This is a genomic window from Amycolatopsis sp. NPDC041971 (assembly GCF_055588925.1).
On record NZ_JBVJCE010000027.1, the window covers coordinates 63,595 to 87,360 of the forward strand.

23 protein-coding genes, 1 tRNA gene and 2 pseudogenes are annotated in these 23,766 nt (G+C 67.5%); 13 read left to right on the plus strand and 13 right to left on the minus strand.

Annotated features, from left to right (window positions below):
* Positions 1-60: 60 nt before the first annotated feature.
* Positions 61-885: a tyrosine-type recombinase/integrase gene (locus ACZ6DT_RS37710; protein WP_465604176.1), complete on the plus strand. Its 825-nt coding sequence runs from the start codon at positions 61-63 to the stop codon at positions 883-885.
* Here the strand turns inward: ACZ6DT_RS37710 and ACZ6DT_RS37715 are convergent.
* A complete protein-coding gene (locus tag ACZ6DT_RS37715) occupies positions 831-1,262 on the minus strand; it encodes an ATP cone domain-containing protein (protein WP_465604249.1) in 432 nt (143 codons plus the stop codon). The genes ACZ6DT_RS37710 and ACZ6DT_RS37715 overlap by 55 nt on opposite strands.
* Positions 1,263-1,307: 45 nt before the next feature.
* Positions 1,308-1,652: pseudogene (locus ACZ6DT_RS37720) on the minus strand (NrdR family transcriptional regulator); the annotation flags it as partial.
* Between the two features lie 189 nt (positions 1,653-1,841).
* Here ACZ6DT_RS37720 and ACZ6DT_RS37725 point away from each other — a divergent pair.
* Positions 1,842-2,198 (plus strand): hypothetical protein, encoded by a 357-nt coding sequence (locus tag ACZ6DT_RS37725; protein ID WP_465604177.1) that lies wholly within the window; start codon positions 1,842-1,844, stop codon positions 2,196-2,198.
* 313 nt (positions 2,199-2,511) lie between these two features.
* On the opposite strand, the gene ACZ6DT_RS37730 is transcribed toward ACZ6DT_RS37725, so the two are convergent.
* The 5 genes and pseudogenes from ACZ6DT_RS37730 to ACZ6DT_RS37750 form a co-directional block, all read right to left on the minus strand.
* Entirely contained in the window at positions 2,512-2,907 is a 396-nt protein-coding gene (locus ACZ6DT_RS37730) for a hypothetical protein (RefSeq protein ID WP_465604179.1), read from the minus strand.
* 13 nt (positions 2,908-2,920) lie between these two features.
* Positions 2,921-3,355: a hypothetical protein gene (locus ACZ6DT_RS37735; protein ID WP_465604181.1), complete on the minus strand. Its 435-nt coding sequence runs from the start codon at positions 3,353-3,355 to the stop codon at positions 2,921-2,923.
* 37 nt (positions 3,356-3,392) lie between these two features.
* A complete protein-coding gene (locus ACZ6DT_RS37740) occupies positions 3,393-3,821 on the minus strand; it encodes a hypothetical protein (RefSeq protein ID WP_465604183.1) in 429 nt (142 codons plus the stop codon).
* A 1,083-nt stretch (positions 3,822-4,904) separates the two neighbouring features.
* Positions 4,905-4,977 (minus strand) — tRNA-Thr (locus ACZ6DT_RS37745).
* A 44-nt stretch (positions 4,978-5,021) separates the two neighbouring features.
* Positions 5,022-6,742 (minus strand): annotated as a pseudogene (locus ACZ6DT_RS37750) (alkaline phosphatase D family protein).
* Between ACZ6DT_RS37750 and ACZ6DT_RS37755 the strand changes: the two are divergent.
* From ACZ6DT_RS37755 to otsB, 3 genes are all read left to right on the plus strand, one after another.
* Positions 6,741-8,315, plus strand: a complete 1,575-nt coding sequence (locus ACZ6DT_RS37755) for a threonine/serine exporter family protein (RefSeq protein WP_465604185.1) — start codon at positions 6,741-6,743, stop codon at positions 8,313-8,315. The pseudogene ACZ6DT_RS37750 and the gene ACZ6DT_RS37755 sit on opposite strands and share 2 nt — an antisense overlap.
* A gap of 81 nt (positions 8,316-8,396) precedes the next feature.
* Positions 8,397-9,848 carry an alpha,alpha-trehalose-phosphate synthase (UDP-forming) gene (locus tag ACZ6DT_RS37760; protein WP_465604187.1) on the plus strand — a complete coding sequence of 484 codons (1,452 nt, stop codon included), beginning with the start codon at positions 8,397-8,399 and terminating at the stop codon, positions 9,846-9,848.
* A gap of 36 nt (positions 9,849-9,884) precedes the next feature.
* A complete protein-coding gene (gene otsB / locus ACZ6DT_RS37765) occupies positions 9,885-12,413 on the plus strand; it encodes a trehalose-phosphatase (RefSeq protein WP_465604189.1) in 2,529 nt (842 codons plus the stop codon).
* A 66-nt stretch (positions 12,414-12,479) separates the two neighbouring features.
* On the opposite strand, the gene ACZ6DT_RS37770 is transcribed toward otsB, so the two are convergent.
* From ACZ6DT_RS37770 to ACZ6DT_RS37785, 4 genes are all read right to left on the minus strand, one after another.
* Positions 12,480-12,752 carry a MoaD/ThiS family protein gene (locus ACZ6DT_RS37770; protein WP_465604191.1) on the minus strand — a complete coding sequence of 91 codons (273 nt, stop codon included), beginning with the start codon at positions 12,750-12,752 and terminating at the stop codon, positions 12,480-12,482.
* The gene (locus tag ACZ6DT_RS37775; protein ID WP_465604192.1) at positions 12,753-13,805 is read right to left on the minus strand and encodes a WD40/YVTN/BNR-like repeat-containing protein; all 1,053 of its coding nucleotides are present in this window, start codon (positions 13,803-13,805) and stop codon (positions 12,753-12,755) included. It abuts the gene before it with no gap.
* Positions 13,806-14,026: 221 nt separating this feature from the next.
* The gene (locus ACZ6DT_RS37780; RefSeq protein ID WP_465604194.1) at positions 14,027-14,983 is read right to left on the minus strand and encodes a glycoside hydrolase family 6 protein; all 957 of its coding nucleotides are present in this window, start codon (positions 14,981-14,983) and stop codon (positions 14,027-14,029) included.
* 116 nt (positions 14,984-15,099) lie between these two features.
* Complete coding sequence (locus ACZ6DT_RS37785) at positions 15,100-15,765, minus strand: C39 family peptidase (RefSeq protein WP_465604196.1); 666 nt, start codon at positions 15,763-15,765, stop codon at positions 15,100-15,102.
* Between the two features lie 158 nt (positions 15,766-15,923).
* On the opposite strand from ACZ6DT_RS37785, the gene ACZ6DT_RS37790 reads away from it, so the two are divergent.
* Both ACZ6DT_RS37790 and ACZ6DT_RS37795 read left to right on the plus strand, forming a co-directional pair.
* A complete protein-coding gene (locus tag ACZ6DT_RS37790; protein WP_465604198.1) occupies positions 15,924-16,553 on the plus strand; it encodes an RNA polymerase sigma factor in 630 nt (209 codons plus the stop codon).
* Positions 16,540-17,697: a CU044_5270 family protein gene (locus ACZ6DT_RS37795; protein WP_465604200.1), complete on the plus strand. Its 1,158-nt coding sequence runs from the start codon at positions 16,540-16,542 to the stop codon at positions 17,695-17,697. The genes ACZ6DT_RS37790 and ACZ6DT_RS37795 overlap by 14 nt, the downstream gene beginning before the upstream one ends.
* On the opposite strand, the gene radA is transcribed toward ACZ6DT_RS37795, so the two are convergent.
* Positions 17,694-19,052 carry a DNA repair protein RadA gene (gene radA / locus ACZ6DT_RS37800; protein ID WP_465604202.1) on the minus strand — a complete coding sequence of 453 codons (1,359 nt, stop codon included), beginning with the start codon at positions 19,050-19,052 and terminating at the stop codon, positions 17,694-17,696. The genes ACZ6DT_RS37795 and radA overlap by 4 nt on opposite strands.
* Positions 19,053-19,172: 120 nt before the next feature.
* Positions 19,173-19,877, minus strand: coding sequence for a copper chaperone PCu(A)C domain-containing protein (locus tag ACZ6DT_RS37805; protein WP_465604204.1), 705 nt, complete (start codon positions 19,875-19,877; stop codon positions 19,173-19,175).
* A gap of 297 nt (positions 19,878-20,174) precedes the next feature.
* On the opposite strand from ACZ6DT_RS37805, the gene ACZ6DT_RS37810 reads away from it, so the two are divergent.
* The 6 genes from ACZ6DT_RS37810 (at position 20,175) to ACZ6DT_RS37835 (ending at position 23,765) form a co-directional block, all read left to right on the plus strand.
* Positions 20,175-20,666, plus strand: a complete 492-nt coding sequence (locus ACZ6DT_RS37810) for a CarD family transcriptional regulator (RefSeq protein ID WP_005165253.1) — start codon at positions 20,175-20,177, stop codon at positions 20,664-20,666.
* A 59-nt stretch (positions 20,667-20,725) separates the two neighbouring features.
* The gene (locus ACZ6DT_RS37815; protein WP_465604206.1) at positions 20,726-21,376 is read left to right on the plus strand and encodes an IspD/TarI family cytidylyltransferase; all 651 of its coding nucleotides are present in this window, start codon (positions 20,726-20,728) and stop codon (positions 21,374-21,376) included.
* Positions 21,377-21,657: 281 nt separating this feature from the next.
* Complete coding sequence (gene ispF, locus ACZ6DT_RS37820; protein WP_465604208.1) at positions 21,658-22,128, plus strand: 2-C-methyl-D-erythritol 2,4-cyclodiphosphate synthase; 471 nt, start codon at positions 21,658-21,660, stop codon at positions 22,126-22,128.
* A 28-nt stretch (positions 22,129-22,156) separates the two neighbouring features.
* Positions 22,157-22,552 (plus strand): PPOX class F420-dependent oxidoreductase, encoded by a 396-nt coding sequence (locus ACZ6DT_RS37825; protein ID WP_465604210.1) that lies wholly within the window; start codon positions 22,157-22,159, stop codon positions 22,550-22,552.
* A gap of 22 nt (positions 22,553-22,574) precedes the next feature.
* Positions 22,575-22,970, plus strand: a complete 396-nt coding sequence (locus ACZ6DT_RS37830) for a PPOX class F420-dependent oxidoreductase (RefSeq protein WP_465604212.1) — start codon at positions 22,575-22,577, stop codon at positions 22,968-22,970.
* A 108-nt stretch (positions 22,971-23,078) separates the two neighbouring features.
* Complete coding sequence (locus ACZ6DT_RS37835; protein ID WP_465604214.1) at positions 23,079-23,765, plus strand: HAD family hydrolase; 687 nt, start codon at positions 23,079-23,081, stop codon at positions 23,763-23,765.
* Position 23,766 lies beyond the last annotated feature (1 nt).

A 23,766-nucleotide genomic window follows, 5' to 3' on the forward strand; every position in this document is an offset into this window, starting at 1 on the left:
TGCAGGTAGAGGGCAAGAAAGCATAAGCACAATAGCGCGAAGCGTGCTACTATGAAGATCATGGCTGAGTCCGGCGACTACTTCCCGGAGAGCGGTCATCCGTTCATCGGCGGGCAGCCAGTTCAATACGAGCGGTTCGCCGAGCTGCGTGAGTCGCTCATGTACGACCTGGCCGACGCCGGCATCACGACCGCGACCTTGATGGCGTACTGGGGGGATTTGGAGTCGCTGTTCTTGTGGTGCCTGCAGGAAGAAGTCGACGTGCTTGCACCCGGCACCTCAGACCTTGCCCGGTTCCTTGGGAGCCTCCGGGAACAGCAGTACAGCCTGAACACGATCGCGCGGTACATCACGTCGTTCCGCCGCTTCTACGACTTCCTCGTCGACATCGGCGAACGTGACCTATCGCCGGTGATAGGCGTTCACCAACGCCGTCCCTGCCCACCCCGCAGGCGATCTACTGCGACACTGCTGACCTCACGCCAACGCGATCGCATGCTGAAAGCCAGCTCGAACGCGCGGGATGCCGCCGTGCTGTCCCTGCTGTTCAGCCGCCTGTCGGTATCCCAGTTATGCGCAGCGCAGGCTTCCGACTTCGGCGACGGACAAACTGCCACGTTGGCGACGGCGTACAGGGGCATACCGGAAGCGGTGACCTTGACGGATGACACCGCGAGCGCAGTACGGGAGTACCTCGGCAAACGCGCCGAAGGACCGCTTATTATCGCGGCGAACGGCCTGCCGCTCGATCGTTTCGACGTCAAGAGGCTTCTTGCCCGGATCGCGAACCACGCTGGTATCCGGTCGCCGGTCGGGCCCGCGCGGCTGCCTCAGCGAGCTTCGCGAGCCGCCAGGGCGTCTCGCCAGACATCGTCAACGGATTGATAACGCTTCACCGCTGCCGCATAGCGCAAGTACACAATTGGGTTGCGCGAACGCAACACTTTCAACACCTCGGCGGCGATCTGCTGGCTGGTCACGATCGACTGTCCCGTCAACCCCTCGACAGTGCCGGAGCTGGCCAGCCAAGCGAGTTTGTCGATCGTGCTGCCTGACTCCTGTCCTTTGGCCGCCGCGACGACGCTCGCTGTGATCTTGCCTTGCTGAAACGGCTCGGTCCGCTCGTCCCGCTTCACCACCGTCATCGGGGCTGGCCCCAAGGCGGAAAGTCGGGGCGACCCGTATTCGTGTTCCAGCCAGTCCAGCAAATCAGCTAGCCCGCGGCAGCCATGTGCTTTTCCGGAACCGCCGAAGAAAGCCATTGCGTAACGCGCCCGAGCCACCTGTGTTCCTAAGGGGCCGCTTCGCATCTGATCGAGTACGAGCTCACCAATCTCCCTGCTGGGAACGGGGACATCGGGGGCCTCTGGCTGAAGTATCGCCAACACCCGGCCCACGAGGACGTCAACGTCCTCGTGGGCCAGACCAGTCCCCATAGCAGCTTTCACCAGCCCAGCACGGAGTTTAGCGCGGGAAAAAGGCTCCAGCTGGCCTCCGCGCTTACGTACTCGCATGTACTCCACGGTGATCCGTTCAGCAGTGGAGAAACGGCCACCGCATCCGGCGCACCGACGCTTCCGCACCCGGTCGCCACGACATATACGCGTGTCGACAACCTTGGTCATCTCATGGCCGCAGAAGGGACATCCCATGCTTCGACACTAGATGTGGGGCGGAGAAGGAACCACGACCGTTCAGCCCACCCACCCCTAGTGCGAACGGAACGGCACAACCTCCACGCGCCAAATCCGGCCACAGGTTGGAAGGAGGTTCACACGAATGTCGCGACGATGGACTCGGGCGACATCACGTCGCCCACCCAACGGCTGGAGGAGCATCCCATGTCCGAACCCACACGAACCGCCGTCCGTCGAGTAGTCGTCGCCAGCATCACCGCAGCAGGTCTTGCTCTGGCCATCACCGGCTCAGCCAGTGCATCAACTGCTGCAGGCAGCTACATCGGCTCGAATTCCGGTGGAGCCAACGTCCGTTCGTGCCCGAACACGGGCTGCGGGTCGTACGGATACCTGGGAAACGGTACAGGTGTCACCATGTTGTGCTGGGTCGACAGCCAGTGGGTCTCCCCGCCGACCTCTGACTACGCGTCCAACCGCTGGTTCCGTTCCGCCACGCCCGTCGGCACTGGCTACATTCATTCGTCGCTGGTCGAGAACCAAACCGGCGTTCCCGGCTGCTGATGGGCGTGGGGCCCCGGCTGAAGCCGGGGCCCCAACCGTTCGTCGACGGCGATGGTGTCGATGGTGGGGATCAGGATGGTGCAGTAGTACAGGTCGACGTGTGGTCGCACGCGACGCGAGGTCACAGCGCTGAACACTTGCTGTTGCAGCAAAGTCAGTCTCCGCGATCGATCACGGAGGTTAGGCAAATTCTGAAGGCCGAGGAAGTAGGTCCGTACGCGCGACGCTCCGGCACGCGGATACATGCCGAAGATCTACCACTCCAGGCTGGCGAGTACGCTGATTGCAAGGGTGTCGTCGGTATCAGGACTGCTCAGGCCGCATCGGCGGAAGAACGCGCGACGGGCTTCCATGCCGTCACCGCCTTGAATCCGCAGAGCAACGTGTGTGCGCCCAGTTTGGAACGCGGCCTCGCTGAAGGCACGAAGAAGAGCCGTCCCCACACCGTGACTCCGGCGTGCTCAGCCACGCCGATGTTGAAAACCCAGGCCCAACCGTCGCCGTTCTTGCAGAAGAGGTCTTCCTCTAGCGCGCCAACCACCACTTCTCGTGTATCGAGAGCCAAGAAGATCGGGAACGGCATCTTGCCGCACAGGAGATCCCGCGTCTCGAAATCGACCACGTCGGCTTCACATGCTTCAAGGATGCTGCCGCAGTCATCGAGGGCGGCACGCCGAATGTGGAAGTTCGTGCTGTGCTCGCTGATCACGCGGTGGTCCCCGTCACGACGCGGGTTTCAGCAGTATGTCCCAACGCCCGAGCCATAGCTCCACGTCACTCGTGCGAACCCGGTGATGGCGACTGTCTGGGTTCTTGGGCCGCTCGTGCACGCGCGCCATAAATTCCGCGTGACGCTCGGCTACGCCCTGACAGAAGAGATCAGCCGGAACAAGGTAGAACTCGGCGTCGTCAGGTATGAAGTCCACGAAGATCACCACGTCGGTGTCTGGCAGGAGTGGGCGGTGGACGTCTGTGACCTGCCAATCCCCGGAGCGGCGGGAGATTACTTGCGCCAGTTTGCCGTCCACGCGAAGCCGGTAACGTCGCTCTTCAGGCTTGATTTCGGCGGGAAGCCGGGTCTGGATGATGACCTCGGCCAGTGCCAGATGGGCAGCGACGGCGTGTAACTGGTCGGTACTGAGTGCAGACAATTCCACTGACGTCTCCTCGACTCAGCCATCCGGGTCGGATCACTTAACTAGTCGCGTGGGCCAGCCGCAGCATTACCTGACGTCGGACTGGGTACGGCACTAGTGTCTCGATGCCGCTGTCATGCGCGTTCTCGTCGCCACCGCCACCCGCATACAGGGGCAGCACCTCGCGGATTTGCCGCGCGCAACCCTCTGACCTGGTCACACGCGCCGCGCGGTCACGGTGCTGAACACTTGTTGTTACAGCGCCGGCGGCGGCTGGCTGGGTCGACGTCGCAGGCGAGGACGGTGCCGTCGTCGGGGCGACGCGGGCGGACAGGAAGCTCGTGCCGATGGTGCGGCGGCCGATGAACTGGCGGAGCACTTCGTAGAGCAGATCATCGGCCTTGCCACCCTGCGAATGGAGGCAGCGGTTGTCGGCGACGAGCTGGTCGATCCGGTCGCGATCGACGACGTTCGCGGAGGTGGACATCCGCTCATTGGCATGAGCGACGCGCCTGCTGAATCTCCGCCGCACCGACCGTTCAAACGGCCACCTGAACGTCACGAGGATGTCCTGTCAACTCACTTAGGTTGCACTCCAGCGACGACGCGTCGCTCCGCAGCAGCAATCGAAACGACTATTTCGAACTCTCACACTAATTTTCCTGGAGCAATCCTGGAGCACGACGTCGGTTACAACAGCGTCCAACGACGCCGAACCGCATCGATAAGAGCACAACTGCTCCAGCCGACCAGCGGGTTCTCGATAACCGCAGGTCAGCGCCTTGCTTGATCCTCACTGGCAGTGAGGGGGTCAGGCGTGCTGTTCTCGCAGTTCAGGAAACTCTCCTAAAACGACTTCGCTTCCCTGAAACGATGCGGACCGTCGCATCCTGCTACCCCGGAGTACCACGCGGTGAGCGCCGCCGTAGCCGCGATCTCAACCGCGCCTCGCTCGCCTCGCTGGGAACCCGGCGCCAGGTGACCCGACCGACGCCAATGATTCAGCCAGGCAGGCGGCGCATCAGGGGAAACGCTGGACAGACGTCAAAATCGACACTAAATCGCCCCGAGACCCCGAAACGAAGAAGCCCAGGTCGTCTGACCTGGGCTTAAGCTCCCCCGCTTGGACTCGAACCAAGAACCCTCCGGTTACCTGCTTCGAGCCCCTTCAAGCCGTTGATCGGGCTCGACCGGACCGCGATCGCCGAACGCGGTCGCTTTCCCAACGAATCCAAACGTTCGACAAACACCGAGTCAACCCCCGCCGAACCCGTTCGCCGAAGAGACCCCTGCTAGCGCCAGCGTGTGCCGCGGAAGAGCCCGAACCACCCGGATCGTGCGCCGAAGGCCGCCCCGAGACGCCTTGACCACCCTCACTAAAGGTGGCCGCGATGTCACCGAGGCGATCACGCGTGCTGGATCGCCACCCTGTCCCCGAAGGCACCCACACCCACAACTTTCGGCACGGCAGTGAAAACGGAGACGAAACGGAGCCCAATGGGGCCAAGCCGAATGCGAATAACGCCTGTATGACCGCTAAATTCGCAGGTCAAAGGCCATGTTGATCTTGAGCCGCCAAGGGGGCTCGAACCCCTGACCTTCTGTTTACAAGACAGATGCTCTACCAGCTGAGCTATAGCGGCTTCACCCAGGGCAGCCCGGGCGAACCCAGTATATCGGCGCCCGTTCAGCTCTTCGCAGGGCGCACCCAGGGCTCTCCGGCGAAGGTCCGGAAGGCGTGCGCGAACGTCACGGTGGTCGCCGGGTCGCGGCGGTCGGCGACGTAGTACCAGTTCATCCGGACGGCGTCCGGGGTCACTTCGAGGACGCCGGGGCCGTGCGAGTCGAGTTCCACGAAACGCACGTGCGGGTTCAGCGCGCGGATCGCGGCCTCGACCTGCAGCGAGCCGGTCCGCGGCGGGACGCCGAGCTGCTCGTCGAGATTGTCCGAGGTGACCGACGGGCAGACGAACTCCACCGCGACACTCACCCCGTCCCGCGGCACGTCGTTCGCCCAAGACGAGTGGACGTCGCCGGTCAGGAAAACCGTGTTGCCCCGGCCCCGCGCGGCGATCGTGTCGAGGACCCGGCGGCGATCTTCGGTGTAGCCGTCCCACTGGTCGGTGTTGACCGTGGTGGGCTGGCCGTCGAGCAGGTCGCCGAGCGCGAGCCGTTCGCGGGTGGGCAGCGCGGGGACCTTGATCGGCGTGACCATCACCGAATTCCCGATCAGGTTCCAGGCCGCCGTCCCGCGCGAAAGGCCGTCCAGGAACCACTGCCGCTGCTCGGCGCCGAGGACCGTGCCGTCCGTCCGCTCCGCGGGTCCGGTTGCTTGGTCCGGTACGTCCGCAGGTCCAGCATGGTGAGGTCGGCCAGCCGTCCGAACTTCAGCCGCCGGTACAGCCGGTCGCCGCGATGCCGCACCGGCATCCATTCGAAGTACGCCCGGTGCGCGGCCCGCATCCGGTCGGCCCAGTCACCCTCGGTCACCGGGTCGTGTGACGGCGACCCGCCGGACCAGGCGTTGTCGGCGGCCTCGTGATCGTCCCAGGTCGCGATCATCGGGTGGCGGGCGTGGAGCCGCCGGAGATGCTCGTCGGTCTTGTACATCGCGTGGCGTTGCCGGTAGTCCGACAGGGTGATCAACTCGTTGGGCGGTACCGAGGGCCGAAGATCACCCGCAGGGTTGGGATTCCCCTCGTAGAGGTAGTCACCCAGGTGAATGAAGGCGTCCAGGTCGTCACGGTCGGCCAAATAGCCGTAGGGGGCGAAGTGACCGACAGCCCAGTTCGCACACGAGACAACGCCGAACCGCAGGCTCGCGACGTCTTCGTCGTGCGAAGGCGCGGTGCGCGTCCGCCCGGTCTGCGAGACCTTCCGCTGAGCCGTGAAGCGGTACCAGTACACCGTCGACGCACACAGGCCATCCGCCGTCACCTTCACCGTGTGGTCACGCTCCGGCCCGGTGCGGACGTGACCGCGAGCGACGACGTCGGCGAATCCGGCGTCCTTCGCCACCTCCCACCGGACGTCCACCCGTGCCCCTTTTCCGGATCCCGGAACGGCCTCGGGCGAGGGCGTGACCCGGGTCCAGAGAAGCACCGAATCGGGCATCGGATCACCGGAAGCCACCCCGTGCGCGAAAACCGGGGCCTCCGCCCCGCTGGATGGCCCCGAAAGGGTGAAAGTCGCCGCCGTCCCGGCCGCCGTGAAACCGGCCGCACGAAGGACGGATCGCCTGCTCAAAGAGGACACCATGGCATGCAGTGTGCCGCAAACCGACCGAGTGAAGATGATCTTCCCGAGACGTGGTGGACGCCACTTCGGGTTTCCTGCAACGGCCGGGCCGCCGCCCCCGATGCTCCTCGGGAATGAACCGGCGAAACAGTGAGGAGGTGGATCGATCATGAAGATCAACGAGCACACCAAGGGAGCCCAGCGCGGCGAACACAGCGAACACGGTGCCGAAAAGAACCAGGACGAAACACCCGAACGTGGCGAATGGCTGCTGGAAGCGCCGCGCCAGCGTGACGGAGAGCGATCGATCCACCAGACCCGCTCGCACCGGCCGAATCTGCTGCGCCGCCGTGCCTGGCAGATCCTCGAAGCGCCGACGGCCGAGCAGCCCGCCGTCGAGAGCGACGAGGCGATGGGCCCGAAGCCGCCCGACGACTCGACGGTCAACTTCGTCCTGGACCTCGCCCTGCGCATCGGCGAGGTCCAGATGTCGAGCGGCGCCGGCGCCTCGGACGTCACCGCGACCATCATCGCGCTGACCTCCGCGCTCGGCCTCCCGCACTGCGAGGTCGACGTGATCTTCACGTCGATCACGGTCACCTGCCACCGCGGCACCGACCTGGCACCGGTGACGGCGCTGCGCGTGGTCCGTTCGCGCAGCCTCGACTACACGCGGCTCACCCAGACGGAGACACTGGTCCGCAGGATCGTCCGCGGGAACATCGGCGCCGAAGAGGCCCAGCAGGAACTCCAGCGGATCACGACCGCGCCGCATCCGTACCCCCGCTGGGTGGCCACGGCCGCCTGGGGCGGGCTGGCCGCGTTCATCACCCTGATCCTCGGTGGCAGCATCGACGTCGCACTGGTCGCGCTGGTGATCAGCGCGGTCATCGACCGGCTCGGCCGCCTGCTGAACCGCTTCGCGCTGCCGTTCTTCTTCCAGCAGGTGATCGGCGGCCTGGTCGCGACGCTGTCCGCGATGGCGATAGTCAGCAGCGATCTGCTCACCACGGACAAGCCCACGCTGGTCGTCGCGGCGGCCGTCACCGTGCTGCTGTCCGGTCTTTCCACGGTTTCCGCCGTGCAGGACGCCATCACGGGCTATTACGTCACGGCGGCCGGGCGCACGATGGAAACCGCGTTGATGAGTGCCGGGCTGATCGCGGGGGTGGTGCTCGCGCTGAAGATCGCGGTGCTGCTCGGCCTGCCGCTGACGCCGCTGCCCGAGGTCGTCTCCTCGACGCCGCAGCAACTTCCGATCATCGTCGTCGGCAGCATCGGCGCGTCCGCCTGCTTCGCGCTCGCCTCGTATTCGACGATGCGCGCGATGATCGTCGCCGGTGCGGCGGGCGCCATCGGCGGCGCGGTGTACGGCGCCTTGATGCTGACCGACTTCCAGGCGGTCAGTTCGTCCGCCGTCGCCGCCACCCTGGTCGGCTTCTGTGGTGGCGTGCTCGCAAGGCGGCTCAAGGTGACGCCGCTCGTGGTGGCTGTGTCCGGCATCACCCCCCTCCTCCCCGGTCTCTCCACCTATCGTGGTCTATACCAATTGGGCGTCGAACCCGGCGGGAACATCTCGACGCTGATGACCGCGGTCGCGATCGGGCTTGCCCTGGCAGCGGGCGTGGTACTAGGTGAATACCTCGCACAACCGGTGCGTACGGGGCTCGGCAGGCTCGAACGCAAGTTCGCCGGGCCACGGATGGCGGGTCCGATGGAACCCGCCGAACGACGCTTGGAGTGATCGCTCGGCAACGGGCGGCGGCCTCCTCGCGCGATAGGGTTTCCGCTTAGGGCAGCGACCCGCGAATCGAGGGAGCGGCTGGTGGACGAAGTGATTGCCGAGACGAGCAGAACGGCCTCCGCGGATTTCGTGGTGGTGGCGAACAGGCTGCCGGTGGACCTCGAACGGACCGCCGACGGGAGCAGGCGTTGGACGGCGAGCCCCGGCGGGCTGGTGTCGGCGCTGGAGCCGTTCCTGCGCTCCCGCAAGGGGGCCTGGGTCGGCTGGCCCGGCGTGCCCGACGTCGAGGTCGAGGAGTTCGACGACGACGGCCTGGTCCTCCACCCGGTCTCCCTGACGTCGGACGAGGTCCGCGACTACTACGAGGGCTTCTCCAACGCGACGCTCTGGCCGCTGTACCACGACGTGGTGGCCCGGCCGGTATTCGACCGGAGCTGGTGGGAGTCCTACGTCCGGGTGAACCGGCGCTTCGCCGAGGCGAGCGCGAAGGTCGCCGCCGAGGGCGCGACCGTGTGGATCCAGGACTACCAGTTGCAGCTGGTACCGGCGATGCTCCGCGAACTGCGACCCGACCTGCGGATCGGGTTCTTCCTGCACATCCCGTTTCCCCCGGTCGAGTTGTTCATGCAGATGCCGTGGCGGACCGAGATCGTCCGCGGCCTGGTAGGGGCCGATCTCGTCGGCTTCCACCGGCCGGGGGGCGCGCAGAACTTCCTCTGGCTGGCACGGCAGCTCGCCGGGCTCGAATCGAGCCGCGGCGCGGTCGGCATCCGCACCCGCCCCGGTCTGATGCAGGTCGGCGACCGCACGGTGCGGGTCGGCGCGTTCCCGATCTCCATCGACGCCATCGGCCTCGACAAACTCGCCAAGACCAAGGGCGTCGCCGAACGCGCCGCCCAGCTGCGGCGCGATCTGGGCAATCCGAAGAAGGTCCTGCTCGGCGTCGACCGGCTCGACTACACGAAGGGCATCGACCTGCGGTTGCAGGCGCTGCACGAGTTGCTGCACGAAGGCCGCGTCCGCCCGGAGGACGTCACGTTCGTCCAGCTGGCCACGCCGAGCCGCGAGCGCGTCGAGCACTACCAGCGGATGCGTGGCGACATCGAGCAGATGGTCGGAAGAATCAACGGCGAATTCGCCCGCGTGGGCCGCCCGGTCGTGCACTATCTGCATCAGTCCGTGAACCGGACGGAGCTGGCCGCGTTCTTTTCCGCGGCCGACGTCATGGTGGTCACTCCCCTGCGTGACGGGATGAACCTCGTCTGCAAGGAGTACGTCGCCTGCCGCCACGATCTCGGCGGCTCGCTCGTGCTGTCCGAGTTCGCCGGGGCCGCGGCGGAACTGACCAGTGCTCTCCTGGTCAACCCCCATGACCTGGATGGGGTGAAGAACGCCTTGGAGACTGCCATTACGCTCGACCCCGCAGAGGGACGCCGCCGTATGCGCGCCATGCGTCGCCAAGTCCTCACGCACGATGTCGACCGCTGGGCGCGCTCGTTCCTCCAGGCGCTCGGTGCCGAACCGGCCGACTAGTTCCCCATACCCCGCATAGTCCCTGAGGAGAATTCGTTGACCGCCGAGGCACTGCCCGCCGAGCTGAGGCGCGCGATTGTCCAGGTCGCGCGCACGCCGCGGCTGCTGGTCGCCTGCGACTACGACGGCACGCTCGCTCCGATCACGGCCAATCCGGACGAAGCCCGGCCGCTGCCCGAATCGGTAGGCGCGCTCAGGTCGCTGGCCGGCCTGCACGAGACGACCACCGCGGTCATCTCCGGCCGCGCGCTGCGCGATCTCGCCACCCTGTCCCGTCTCCCCGCCGAGGTCAACCTGGTCGGCAGCCACGGCTCCGAGTTCGACATCGGCTTCATCCACGCGCTCGACGACAAGGCCCGCGAGCTCCACAGGCGGCTTGAGGCCGAACTGGAGAACCTGGTGCTCGATGTGCCGGGCGTCTCGCTCGAGGTCAAGCCCGCGAGCATCGCCGTGCACGTCCGCCGGGCCGAGCACAAGGCGGGCCGCCAGGTCCTGCGTGATGTCCACAATGGACCCGCGCAATGGGAGGGCGTGTCCACGACCGACGGCAAGGAGGTCGTCGAGCTCGCGGTCGTCCAGACGGACAAGGGCCGCGCGCTGGACACCCTGCGTCACCAGGTCGGCGCGACGGCGGCGGTCTTCCTCGGCGACGACGTCACCGACGAGAAGGCGTTCGCCCGGATCACCGGCCCGGATCTCGGCGTGAAGGTCGGTGACGGGGAAAGCCTCGCGCAGTACCGCGTTCCGGACACCGTCGACGTCGCGATGGCGCTCGCCTTCCTGCTCGAAGAGCGCCGCAACTGGCTCTACGGGGAGCAGGCACCGCCGATCGAGCGGCTTTCCATGCTGGCCAACGAACGTTCGGTGGCGCTCGTCACGCCGGACGCCCGGCTGACCTGGCTGTGCCACCCCGGCCCCGACGCGCCCGCGATCTTCGCGGATCTGCTCGGCGGCGCCGGCGCCGGCCACTTCTCGATCAAGCCGCACCGCAACGGCCTGCCGCTCGGGCAGCGTTACCTGCCGAACACGATGACGGTCGAGACCCGCTGGTCGCGGTTGCTCGTCACCGACTACCTCGAGCCGGAGAGCCCCGCGCACCGCACGGACCTCGTCCGGGTGATCTCGGGCGAGGCGGCGGCGGAGATCGTTTTCGCGCCGCGCCCCGAATTCGGCGGCGTGCCGGTGAAACTGGTCGCCAAGGAGGACGGGATCCTGGTTCAGGGCACCTCGGAACCGTTCGCGCTGCGCTCGCCGGGTGTGGAGTGGGAGATCAGCTCCGACGGGATGAACGACACCGCGACGGCGCTCGTCACCCCGTCCCGGGAGACCCCGGTGGTGCTCGAACTCCGGTGCGGAACCTCGGATCTCGGCGCGCACGAACTGTCCGAAGTGGAGCGACGTTCGCGTGCGGGCGACTACTGGAGCACCTGGTCGCAGACGCTCAAACTGCCCAGCGTCCAGACCGACCTCGTCGGCCGCTCGGCACTGACCTTGCGCGGACTGGTCAACGCCGACACCGGCGGTGTGCTCGCGGCGGCGACGTCTTCGCTGCCGGAAGAGATCGGCGGTGTCCGCAACTGGGACTACCGCTACTGCTGGATCCGTGACGCGGCCATGACCGTGCGTGAACTGGTACACCTCGGCTCGACCGAAGAGGCCGAAGGTTACCTCCGCTGGCTGCACGGTGTGCTGTCCACTTTGGCCGGCCCGGAACGGCTGCACCCGCTGTACACCTTGGCGGGCAGCGTCATCGGCGCCGAAGCGGTCATCGAATCGCTGCCGGGGTACGCCGGTTCGCGGCCGGTCCGCGTCGGCAACCTGGCGAACCACCAGGTGCAGCTGGACGTGTTCGGCCCGGTCGTCGAACTCGTGCAGACGCTGGCGGAGGCGCGCGGCGAACTGCGCGACGAGGACTGGCAGATGGTGCGTGCGATGGCCGAGGCCGTCACGCGGCGCTGGAACGAGCCGGACCACGGCATCTGGGAGGAGCGGCACGTGCCGCGCCACCGGGTGTACTCGCGGGTGATGTGCTGGGTGACCATCGACAGGGCGATCAAACTGGGCGAGGTCTACGGCCGGGCGGTGCCGGGCGCGTGGCCTTCGCTGCGTGACGAGATCGCCGCGGACGTCCTGGAAAAGGGCTGGAACGACGAGGTCCAGGCCTTCACCACCGCTTACGACGGAACGGACCTCGACGCCGCTTCGCTGTTCGTCGGGCTGACCGGGTTGATCGACCCGGCCGATCCCCGCTTCCAGTCCACGGTGACCGCGATCGAGGCGGAACTGCGCAGTGGGTCCACTGTGTACCGTTACCGCCGCGACGACGGCCTTCCCGGCGGCGAGGGCGGTTTCCACATCTGCGCGGCCTGGCTCATCGAGGCGTACCTGCTCACCGGGCGGCGTACCGAGGCCGAGGAGCTGTTCACGCAGATCGTCGACGCCGCGGGCCCGACCGGTCTGCTGCCCGAGCAGTTCGACCCGATCGCGGAACGCTCACTGGGCAACCACCCGCAGGCGTACTCGCACATCGGGCTGATCCGCTGCGCGAACCTGCTCTCCCGGTAACCCGCTCAAGTGTCAGGAAAGGGTCGTTCAGGACATTTTTCGTCCTGAACGACCCTTTCCTGACCTTCAGCCACCGGCGACGGACGGGATGATCTGGACCTCCTTCGCATCGGTGAGGGAGGTCTTGGCGCCGTCGAGACGGCGGCACTCCTCGCCGTCCACGTAGAAGTTCACGTAGCGCCGCAGCGCGCCGGTTTCGTCGCGCAGACGGCGTTCCAGCGCCGGGTACTCGGCGCCGAGCGAGTCCAGGACCGCGTCGAGCGTCGGTGCGTCGGCCTCCAGTGTTCCCGCGCCGCCCGCGAGAGGTCGCAGCATCGCGGGCAGCAGGACCCGGACCACCTAGACCACCTGCGCCCGCACGCACAGCACGTCCGGCAGATGCGCGGCCACCTGATGCCAGGTGTCGCCTTCGTCGGGACTGGCCCACACTTCACCGGACCGGGTGCCGAAGTAGATGCCGTCCCGAGCGTCGACGCACATCCCATCCCGCAGCACACCCGCGTAGAAATCCTTGTCCGGCAAGCCGTTCCCGAGCCCTGTCCAGGTCTCGCCCGCGTCCTCGCTGCGATAGACGCGGCAGCGGCCTTCCGGCGGGAAGCGGAGCGCGTCGGCCACCAAAGGGAAGTTGTAGACGGTGTCCGGTTCCGACGGATGCACGACCATGGCGAAGCCGAAGTCGTTCGGCAGGCCGTCGGCGATGGACTTCCACGTCCTCGCGTCGTCGTCGCTGCGGTAGACGCCGCCGTGGTTCTGCAGGAAGAAGCGCTCGGGACGCGACGGATGCATCGCGACCTTGTGCACGCACTGCCCGAATTCGGGCTCCTCGTCGGGCAGGAAATCCGCGCTGATCCCCCGGTTGGCCGCCGTCCAGCTCTTGCCGCCGTCCGCGGTGCGGTAGACCCCGCCCGTTGACATGGCGACGGTGATCCGGCCGGGATCCGAGGGATGCGGCAGGACCGTGTGGATCATCTGGCCGCCGCCACCGGGAGTCCAGTGTGGACGGTGCTCGTGGTCCCACAGGCCGCGGACGAGCTCGAAGGTCTCGCCGCCGTCTTCGGACCGGAACAGCGCCGACGGTTCGACACCCGCGTAGACGACGTCACCGGCGATCACGATCTGCCAGATGCCTTCGAGCGCGGTCTCCGTGTCCGCGGGGAAGGCCACCGGGGCGTGATCGGGTTCGGACCAGGTCTCGCCGAAGTCGTCGGACGTCGCGATCGTGGGGCCGAAGTGTTCGTTGACCGCGGCGGCGTAGACCCTGGACGGCGTCATCGCCACCGCCCGCACGGCCTCCATCGGGAACTTCGGTGCGGACAGTTCCCAGCTCTCCCTGTCCGCACCCCGGGCGAGGAACAGACCCTTCCTGGTGCCGATCCCCAGCTGGAACTCCACGGCGCCGCCTCCTCGGTCGATCTTGTGACTCAGGTCACTTCGCACCGTACTACCGGAAGCGCGCGAAGGCCCCCTTCACTCGGCTGGGCCGAGTGAAGGGGGCCTTCGCGGGGGAATGGAGGTGTCGCGCCGGCTGCTGTCCAAGGGGTCGTGGCCTTCGCCTTCTCGGGAGAACGAAAGTCACAGACGAACAGCCGGCGCGACGGGTCTGGAGGGAGAGGTCAGGTCCCGCTGATCAGGCGCAGGGCCAGATCGGGGCTGAATTTACCGGCTTCGACGTTCGGCGCGATCCCGCATTTGCCGTCGGAGTCACCGGGCACCTTGACCCAGAGCAGCATCTCGGCGCCGCCGCCGACCTGCGAGGTCGCCCCGAGCTTGCGTCCGGCCGGGTTGCACCATTCGGAACCCCGCGGGCCGTTGCCGTTGCGGCTCGTGTCGATCACGAACGGCTTGGTGTAGCCGTACTTGCTCGACAGCGCCGCGCTGACGGCCTTGCCGTAGTTCGCCGAGTCGGTGGTGGTCTTGTAGTTCGACACGTTGATCGCGAGGCCGCGGATCGACTTCACGCCGACGGCGTTGAGCCGGTCGGCCATGGTGGCGGCGGGGATCCAGGTCGAGTTGCCGCCGTCCATGTAGGCCCAGGTGTTCGGAGCCTTCGCGGCGAACTGCTCCGCGGCGTACTTGAGCAGGTCGAGGCGGGTCTGACGCTCGCCGGCGGGCAGGCAGTCGACCTGCGCGAGGGCGTCCGGCTCGATGACGACGACCGCGGGCTTGCCGCCGATGCCGTCGGCGAAGTTCGAGATCCAGGTGCGGTACGCCTCCGGGCTGCCCGCGCCACCACCGGAGTGACCGCCGCAGTCGCGGCCGGGGATGTTGTAGGCGACCAGGATCGGCAGCTTGTCCGCGACGTCGGCGGCGTAGGTGTAGCCGTCGACGGCGGTCTTGATGTTCCCGCTCCAGTTACCGAACCAGCGGGCGCCCGCCTTGGTGGAGATGGCGGCCTTGATCTTGTCGGCGGTGCTGCCCGGGTGATCCTTCACCCAGACCGCCGGGTTCGAGTTCGGGTCGACGTAGAAGCCGTTGGTCTTCTCAAGGGGGTTGCCGTCGGCGGCCTGGGCCGGCGCGGCGATGAGGGCCAGCATTGAGGCGGCCAGCAGACCGAGCGTTTTGATGCGCATACCCGGAAGTTTCGAACCCTTACGTACAAGATTCGTACAAACTCGCGCGTTTCGTCCTCTGAATGCGGTGCTTGCGCGTGCAACGACCGCGTTCAGAGGACGAAACGCGGCAGGGGTCAGGCCGAGTAGCCCTTCGGCGGGATCAGGGTGGCGAGCTGGTTGAAGGTGAGCCAGTAGATCTGGTTGCCGCCGAAGTTGGCCGGGTCGGCGATCTTCACCGTCATGTTGCCGCTGTTGTAGCCGATGATCGTGAAGTAGTGGTAGATCGTGTAGTTCGGGTAGCCCGGCGGGTGGTTGTCCGCCGGGGCGACGATGTTCGCGACGATCGCGTAGCCCTTGTCGATGTCCAGCACGATGTCGCGCCACAGGAGGTCGCGCTGCGCCTGGGTCGGCGGGTCGTTCGGCATCTCCTTGGTCTCGTACCAGCCACCGGCGACGTGGTTGTTGAGGACGCGGGTGACCTGCCCGATCCAGTCGGTGCCGTTGGTGCTGGTCGGGAGCTCGTTCGCGAGCTGCTGCTGGCTCGGCGGGTTGCCGTTCTTCGCCGAGATGGCGATGCGGGTGGCGGCCGGACCGCACCAGTACCCGGTCTGCTGGACCTGGTACTGGATGTTGAGTTCCGCGGCCGCCCTGACCCCTTCGACCTTGGCGGGCGCGGGCATCGATTTCACGAAGTCGGGCGCGGGTACGACATTTTCACCTTGAGCGACGGCCACCGCCGGAGCGGTGATCAGTGCGGACACCGCGAGCGCGGTGACGACCGCGGTCCTGAATCGACGCATGGTAATCCTTCCCCAGTTTCACTTCGGATCGGTGAATAGTGAACATGATCGCCGGTCCAGCGGCTTTTGTCTGCGCCCTCACCTGCGGCTTCCCTGATCGGCCTACGACGAAAGTAGGATGAAATGAACGCTCGGGGGCTCATCGGGCAATAGCGAGCGTGCAGGTGATGAAAGACGATCACGAGCAGGCCGGCTCGTGTGGGCAGGACAGGCCGGATCTCGGTGGTCCCGACCCCGCACCCGTCTTCGGCATGCTCTTCGACGCCCACGCCGCCCCGCTGCAGCGCTACCTCGCGCGCCGCGTCGGCACGGAGACCGCGCACGACCTCGTCGCCGAGACGTTCCTCGTGGCGCTCCGTCGGCGGGAGACGTACCGCCCCGAGGCCGGGACGGCGAGGGCGTGGCTGTACGGCATCGCGACGAACCTGCTGCGGCACCACGTCCGCACGGAGACCCGTGCGCTCGCCGCGACGGCCCGGCTCGCGTCCGCCGATCAGACGGTCTCGGCCGGGCACGACGGCCGTGTCGCCGAGCGCGTCGACGCGCAGTCCCGCGCCGCCCAGCTGGCTGGCGCGCTGGCCGAATTGAGCGTCGCGGACCGGGACACCCTGCTGCTGGTCTCCTGGGCGGGACTGGAACCCGGTGAGGTCGCCGAGGCGCTCGGGATTCCCGCCGGGACGGTCAGATCGCGGCTGCACCGGATCCGGAGATGGCTGCGCGCCAACGCACCGGAGTCCACAAAGGACAATTCGAGTCACGAGGAGGAGGGGAAAAGTGCACGGCGGTAGCATCAGGAAGGTGTGGTCCGAGGCCGAACTCGACGAGGCGCTGGCCGGCCTCCACGCCGAACCGGAAACCCGGCAGGACGAACTGTCCCGCGCCAGGGCGGCACTCCTGCGGGCCGCGGGCGACGTCGAGGACGAACTCCTCCCCGTGACCGCGCCGCCGGTGAAGAAGCGGCCGGGCTCGTGGCGATGGATCGCGGCCGCGGCCGCCGCGGCGCTGGTGTCCGGCGGCGGGATCGTGGCGACGAACGTCCTCACCGCCGACGACGGCTCGGACCCCGCGGCCCACTCGGCCCTCACCCGGGGCGAAGACGCGCTCGAAGCCCTCCACGGCGACGACTTCCCGATCGGGGACGACCAGTACCGGCTCGTCACCGAATCCACTTGGACCACGCACGTCACCAAGACCGGGCTCGTCTACCAAACCCACGAAATCCTCGAGCGCTGGCTGCCGCCGCACGGCTCGAAGCCGATCAAGACGCGCTTCACCGGAACCGGCGAGATCCGCTGGGTCAAGGGCGACTACCAGACGGCTATGTCCTACGGCGAAGCGCTTCCGGGCCCGTCGTCCCACGTCACCGTGGACGAGGCGAAGCCGCCTCGAACCACCACCACGTCACCGGCGCCTCCGCCGTTGAACACCTCCGAGGCCCAGCCGCCCGTCCCGTCCCGGGATCGGCTGCCGTCGAAAAGCGGGTGGACCCACCCCACCCCGGAGTTCCTTTCGGAACTGCCCACCGAACCGGCCAAGCTGTCCGAGCGGCTCCGCCGCGACGGCCTCTGGCCGGACGGCCGCTCACCGGTGCAGCCGAACTCGGCGCCCGAGATGTTCGAGATGGCCTTCAACGTCCTCCGGTCTTCCCAGGGCTTCGGCGCGCTGCGCGTGGCACTGTGCAAAGCGCTCGCGGAAATGCCCGGCATCGCCGTGGAAAGCGTGGCAGGTCCCGGCGGACGGCCCGCGGTGTCCTTCACGGTCGCGTTGCCGGACCAGACGCGCACGTTCGTCGTCGACAGGGGCACGGCGTCCGTCACCGGGAACCGCGCCGTCCGGTCCACCGGCCAGGACGAGGGCTGGCCGCGGCTGACCTTGTTCGACACGACGATCACGGTGGGGATCACCGACGACGGCGGCCCCCCGCCTGGCTAGCGCGCGTGCTTGGCGGCGTTGAGCGCGCTTCCGACGTCCGAGACCTCCAGCACCCGGATGCCCGGCGGGATCTTGCCGGAGTCCGGCGGCACCAGCGCGTAGGTGAAGCCGAGCCGGGCGGCCTCCGCGAGCCGCCGCCCGACGCTCGGCACCCGCCGGACCTCGCCCGACAGCCCGACCTCGCCCATCGCGACGAGTTTGGGCGAGAGCGGGGTGTCCGTCGCCGACGAGATCAGGGCGAGCACCACCGCCAGGTCGATCCCCGGCTCGGTGATCTTCATACCGCCGACCGTCGCCACGTAGACGTCCTTGTCACCGACCTTGATACCCGCCCGCTTCTCCACCACGGCCAGCACCATCGCGACCCGCGCCGAATCGAGACCGCTCACCGCGCGCCGGGGCTGGGGCGACTGCGTGGCCGAGACCAGCGCCTGCACCTCTCCCAGCAACGGCCGCTTGCCCTCCATCGTCACCGTGACGGCGGTGCCGGCGACCGGCTCGGCGGTGTGACTCAGGAACAGCCCGGACGGGTCGGGCACGCCCACGATGCCCTCTTCGACCAGTTCGAAGCAGCCGATCTCGTCGGCGGCGCCGAAGCGGTTCTTGATCCCGCGCAGCATCCGCAGCGTCGAATGCTTGTCACCCTCGAACTGCAGGACGACGTCGACCAGGTGCTCCAGCACGCGCGGCCCGGCGACCGAGCCGTCCTTCGTCACGTGGCCGACCAGCACGATCGGCAGCCCGCGCTCCTTGGCCAGCGCGACCAGCCCGGCGGTGACCGCGCGGACCTGCGTGACCCCGCCCGGCGCGCCCTCCACCTGCGGCGAGGCCATGGTCTGGACCGAGTCGACGATCAGCACCCCCGGCTTGACCGCGTCGACGTGGCCGAGGATCGCGGACAGATCACTCTCGGCGGCGAGGAACATCTCGTCGTGGACGTTGCCGGTGCGCTCGGCGCGCAGACGCACCTGCCCCGCCGACTCCTCACCGGTGACGTACAGCGCGCGGCCCGCGGTGGCCGCCCATTGGTAGGCGACCTCCAGCAGGAGGGTCGACTTGCCGACACCGGGCTCGCCGGCGAGCAGGATCACCGCGCCCGGCACGAATCCGCCGCCGAGCACGCGGTCCAGTTCGGAGACGCCGGTGGGCTTGGCGCGCGCGGTCTCGACGTCGACCTCGCCGATCGGGCGCGCCGGGGCACTGGGCGCGCCTGCCGCGACCCTGGCTATCGCGGGGCGGGCGTCGCCGCGCTCCTCGAGCGTTCCCCACGCCTGACATTCCGGGCAGCGCCCGACCCACTTCGGCGCCTCGTACCCGCATTCACCGCAGCGGTAGGTACTGCCTTTCTTGACCACCCCGCGAGGCTAGCGGCCCCCACCGACAAACCCCGGCAAACCCGGCGACGACGCAAGTACATGAAGGCCCCCTTCCTGTACTTAGGCGCAAGGAAGGGGGCCTTCATGTACTACGGAGACTTAGTGCCCGCCGCCCTCGGCCTCGGGCTTCTCCGGGGCGGGTGCCCGGCTGCCCGGGTGCGACGGCGCCGCGACCGGCAGGTCCAGCGTGATCGAACCGGAGTTCTTGAAGACGAAGGTGACCTTGATCGTCTGGCCTGCCCACACCGGCTGCTTCAGCCCCTGCAGCACGATCGTGGCCTTGCCCACCTGATCCGGCGCGTTGGTCGTCTCCGGACCCGCGGACGGCGTGACCGTCCCGGCGACGCTCGACGACGGGGCGCCTGAGGAAGACGGCGCGCCGGAAGACGAAGGCGCGGAGGACGGGGCGCTCGTCGGAGCGACCTCCTTGGTCGACTCGACCGCGTCGGACGGGCCGATCACGAGCGCGTGGCTCGAAACGATGACCTTGGCCCCGGTGATCTTGGCCTCGCCCGTGGCGGCGTCGGAGGACACCGAGACGAGCTCGTCGTCCTGCTTGCCCTGGTTCACGATGGTCAGCGTCAGCGGCGCGGCGGCACCGGCCGGGTACGCCTGGCCTTCGGCGGGGAACTGGAGTGCGGCGTTCCGCAGCACCAAGTCCTTCGCCTGCGCGTACGTCCCGTTGACCGCGGGCTGCTGCGAGTCGGTCTGGGTGATCTGACCAGCACTGCAGCCGGCGAGCACGAGCGCGGCGCCGAGCGCCAGCACACCTGCGCCGAACACGCGACGATTCTGCAGCCTCACGTCGGAGTCCTTCCATCTCACGGCCTCTTCACCGCGAAGACTAGCCGGGCGCCTTCGCGACCGGAGAACCCGGTGCGTGTTGACACGCCACCAATGCGGTGACGTGCCCAAGATCAACCGTCCACAAAGGATTTGGAAATCGTTCGCTTCTCACCAGCGTGAGCATGGGCGAATTGAGTTTGTCAACCCCCGGGCGGGCCACCGTCAGGCCGCTGACCTGCGACGACGATCGCGGGTCGCTAGGTGGGCCTCGGCGGCACGTGCTAAGATGAATTCAGCGAAAGGGGCAGAGGACACATGGTTTTCAAGGTCGGAGAGACCGTCGTCTACCCGCACCACGGTGCCGCACTCATCGAAGCCATCGAGACCCGCGTGATCAAGGGCGAGGAGAAGAAGTACCTCGTCCTCAAAGTCGCGCAAGGGGATCTTACGGTTCGCGTGCCCGCTGACAACGCCGAGATCGTCGGTGTTCGTGATGTCGTCGGGCAAGAAGGACTGGACAAGGTTTTCGACGTTCTGCGTGCTCCGCACACCGAAGAGCCCACGAACTGGTCTCGTCGGTACAAGGCCAACCTTGAGAAGCTCGCCTCCGGCGACGTGAACAAGGTGGCCGAAGTGGTGCGCGACCTCTGGCGGCGAGAGAAGGACCGCGGACTTTCAGCCGGCGAGAAGCGCATGCTGGCGAAGGCGCGGCAAATTCTGGTCAGCGAGCTGGCGCTCGCGGAGGGCACCGACGAGGACAAGGCTGAAGTCCTCCTCGACGAAGTTCTGGAAACCGCGGCAGTCTGAACCGGCGGGTGTCCCACGCCAGGTGAGGCTGCGAGGGATACCTCTACGATCGCGCACATATGAGCACCGTCCATATGAGCACGATCGTGTTCGTCACTGTCGTCGACCACCATGCCTCCGACGCGGAGCTCGTTCTCGCGCCGGTCAATGGTGAGGCGTTACTCACGCACACTGTGCGGGGGCTGCTCGCGCTGCCGGATCTCGATCTGGTGGTCGTAGCGGCCCCCGAGCGGTGTGCTGACTTGTTTTCGGCCGCTTTGAGCGGCTTCGAGGAGCGTTGCCGGATAGTACCTGGCTCGTCGCTCAAGCATGCTTTCGACATCGTCGAAAGCGAAATCGCCGGAAACCCCGTCCTTCTCGTGCACGACGCGTTGCGCGCGTTCACTCCCGCGGACACGGTCCGTGCCGTCGTGGACTCGGTCCGTGCGGGCTCGCCTTTCGTGGCTCCCGTACTGCCGATGGCGGACACCGTGAAGGTGACCGACACGGCGAAAGTGATCACAGGCACCGAAGACCGCGCATATCTGCGCACGGCCCAAACCCCGCTCGGCTTCACCCGTGAGACTTTTCTCTCGTATGCCGACAAGCCGTCTCTCGATGGCGCGCACACCGTCGCCGGGCATCCCGACGCGATGCGCGTCACCAACGCGTTCGAACTGAAACTGGCCGAGGCGATCGCAGTGGCCGGGAGAGGGGAACGGGCCTTGTGATCCGCTCCCGCCGCGGCACCCGAGCGGCCCGAAGAGCGCACCCCTTCCATGAACCGCCGGATCTAATCTGGTCGCGCGCAAACAGGCGAAGAGAAAGAGCCAGCGCTGTGACCTGCTCGCGCCGCGGCACCCGAGTGGGCCGAAGAGCGCGCGGGCGGCCGCCAGGCCCCGCTATCGCGGCGGCGGGGCGCCATCCCCGGATCCGGACGTGACTCGCTAACGTGCGCCCTGGCGACGCGATCGCGGTCGCGCGCAAACAGGCGAAGAGAAAGAGAGACCCTGTGAGGATCGGCAACGGCGTCGACGTCCACCCCGTCGAGGCGGGCCGCGAATGCTGGATCGCCGGTCTTCTCTGGCCCGGCGTCGACGGCTGCGCGGGACATTCCGACGGTGACGTCGCGGCACACGCGTTGTGTGACGCGCTGCTGTCCGCGGCCGGGCTCGGTGATCTCGGCGCGGTGTTCGGCACCGGCGATCCGCGGTGGGCGGGCAAGCACGGTGTCGAGTTCCTCGCGGAGGCTCGGCGCCTGGTCGAGGCGAGCGGCTGGACCGTCGGCAACGCGACCGTCCAGATCGTGGGCAACGCGCCGCGCGTCGGGAAGCGCCGCGGAGAGGCCCAGAAGGTGTTGAGCGAGGCCGTCGGCGGGCCGGTGAGCGTCTCCGGGACGACGACCGACGGACTCGGCCTGACCGGGCGCGGCGAGGGCGTCGCGGCATTCGCGACGGCGTTACTCCTGCCCTCGCAGGAATAGCCGTCGCCCGGAGCCGGTTCGGGTTGTCATGGCAGTCACACTTCCCGAACCGGTCCGCGAGCTGGTGGACGGCAAGAACTTCGCGACCGTGGCCACGCTGGACGCCGACGGCGGCCCGCAGACCTCGGTCATCTGGGTGGGCATCGACGACGGCGATCTGGTCTTCAGCGCCACCGAAGACAGGTTGAAGGTACGGAACCTGCGGCGCGATCCGCGCGCGAGCGTGTCGATCCTAGACGCGGAGAACCCGTACCGGCACACGCAACTGCGGGGCACGGTCACGATCACGCCGGACCCCGGCAAGGAACTCCCGAAGGCGTTGAGCCACAAGTACCTCGGCCAGGATCCGCCCCCGGAGGGCCCGGAGGTCGAGCGGGTGATCGTCCGCCTGCGAGTGGACAGGATCGCCGGGAACGTTCGTTGATCAGGCTGTTTAGGATTCGGACATGGGTGTGACCTTCAACGACGCGACCAAGAAGCTCCTCGACGGCAACAACTTCCCGGTGCTGGCGACCATCAACGCCGACGGCTCCGCGCAGACTTCCGTGCTGTGGGCGAAGCGGGACGGCGACACGGTGATCTTCGCGACCGTCCGCGGCCGTCTCAAGGAGCGGAACATGGCCAGGGACCCGCGGGTGTCCGTCTCGGTCTTCGACCAGGAGAACCCGTACGACTACGTCGAGATCCGCGGGACCGTGGAGATGACCGACGAAGGCGGACGCGAGCTGATCAACGAGCTGTCGCACAAGTATCTCGGCAAGGACTACCCGGAGGAGCCGGCGGACGTCGTCCGCGTGCTGGTCCGGATCACGCCGGCCAAGATCACCGGCAACACCGCCTGACCCCGCGCCATGAACGGTCCGTTCCTTGCGAATTTCGCAAGGAACGGACCGTTCCTCTCACGAGCGGGGAGCGGCGAAGGTCCCACGATCGTGGCTAATGTGGGGTTCGTGACCTTTCGCGCTGTGTTGTTCGACTTCTCCGGCACGGTCTTCCGCCTCGAACAGGACGAGACCTGGCTCGCCGACCTCACCGACCACGAGGGGGAACGGCTCGACATCGAGGCCCAGACCGAGCTGATGCGCCGGATGACCGCGCCGGTCGGCCAGGTCGTCGATCTCGACGAGGAGCACCTGCACGCCTGGAACCACCGCGACCGCGACCCGGTGCTGCACCGGAAGGTGTACCTCGAGGTCCTCAAGCAGTCCGGGGTGCCACACGCCGAGCAGGCCGTCTCGCTCTACACCCGGCTGATCGATCCCACCCAGTGGACGCCGTACCCGGACACCGAAGCCGTCCTCAAGGGCGTCTCCGGCAAGGGTGTGAAGCTCGGGGTGCTGAGCAACATCGCCTTCGACATCCGGCCGGCGTTCAGCCGCCGCGGCTGGGACGCCTACGTCGACGAGTTCATCCTGTCGTTCGAGGTCGGCGCGGTGAAGCCGGAGCCGGAGATCTTCCGCGCGGCCGTCGAGCGGCTCGGCGTCGACCCGGCGGAAACGCTCATGGTCGGCGACAGCGAGGAGGCCGACGGCGCCGCACGCGAGATCGGCTGCGCGTTCGCGCTGGTGGAGCCACTGCCGACGGCCGAACGACCGGACGCCCTGCTCAACGTCATGCGTACCCATAACGTGCTGTAAT

Coding starts and splice junctions, on each gene's coding strand:
- ACZ6DT_RS37710 (WP_465604176.1), top strand. CDS start 61: ATGGCTGAGTCCGGCGACTACTTCCCGGAGAGCGGTCATCCGTTCATC.
- ACZ6DT_RS37715 (WP_465604249.1), bottom strand. CDS start 1,262: ATGGCTTTCTTCGGCGGTTCCGGAAAAGCACATGGCTGCCGCGGGCTA.
- ACZ6DT_RS37725 (WP_465604177.1), top strand. CDS start 1,842: ATGTCCGAACCCACACGAACCGCCGTCCGTCGAGTAGTCGTCGCCAGC.
- ACZ6DT_RS37740 (WP_465604183.1), bottom strand. CDS start 3,821: ATGTCCACCTCCGCGAACGTCGTCGATCGCGACCGGATCGACCAGCTC.
- ACZ6DT_RS37755 (WP_465604185.1), top strand. CDS start 6,741: ATGAAGATCAACGAGCACACCAAGGGAGCCCAGCGCGGCGAACACAGC.
- ACZ6DT_RS37780 (WP_465604194.1), bottom strand. CDS start 14,983: ATGCGCATCAAAACGCTCGGTCTGCTGGCCGCCTCAATGCTGGCCCTC.
- ACZ6DT_RS37785 (WP_465604196.1), bottom strand. CDS start 15,765: ATGCGTCGATTCAGGACCGCGGTCGTCACCGCGCTCGCGGTGTCCGCA.
- ACZ6DT_RS37810 (WP_005165253.1), top strand. CDS start 20,175: ATGGTTTTCAAGGTCGGAGAGACCGTCGTCTACCCGCACCACGGTGCC.
- ACZ6DT_RS37815 (WP_465604206.1), top strand. CDS start 20,726: ATGAGCACCGTCCATATGAGCACGATCGTGTTCGTCACTGTCGTCGAC.
- ACZ6DT_RS37825 (WP_465604210.1), top strand. CDS start 22,157: ATGGCAGTCACACTTCCCGAACCGGTCCGCGAGCTGGTGGACGGCAAG.
- ACZ6DT_RS37830 (WP_465604212.1), top strand. CDS start 22,575: ATGGGTGTGACCTTCAACGACGCGACCAAGAAGCTCCTCGACGGCAAC.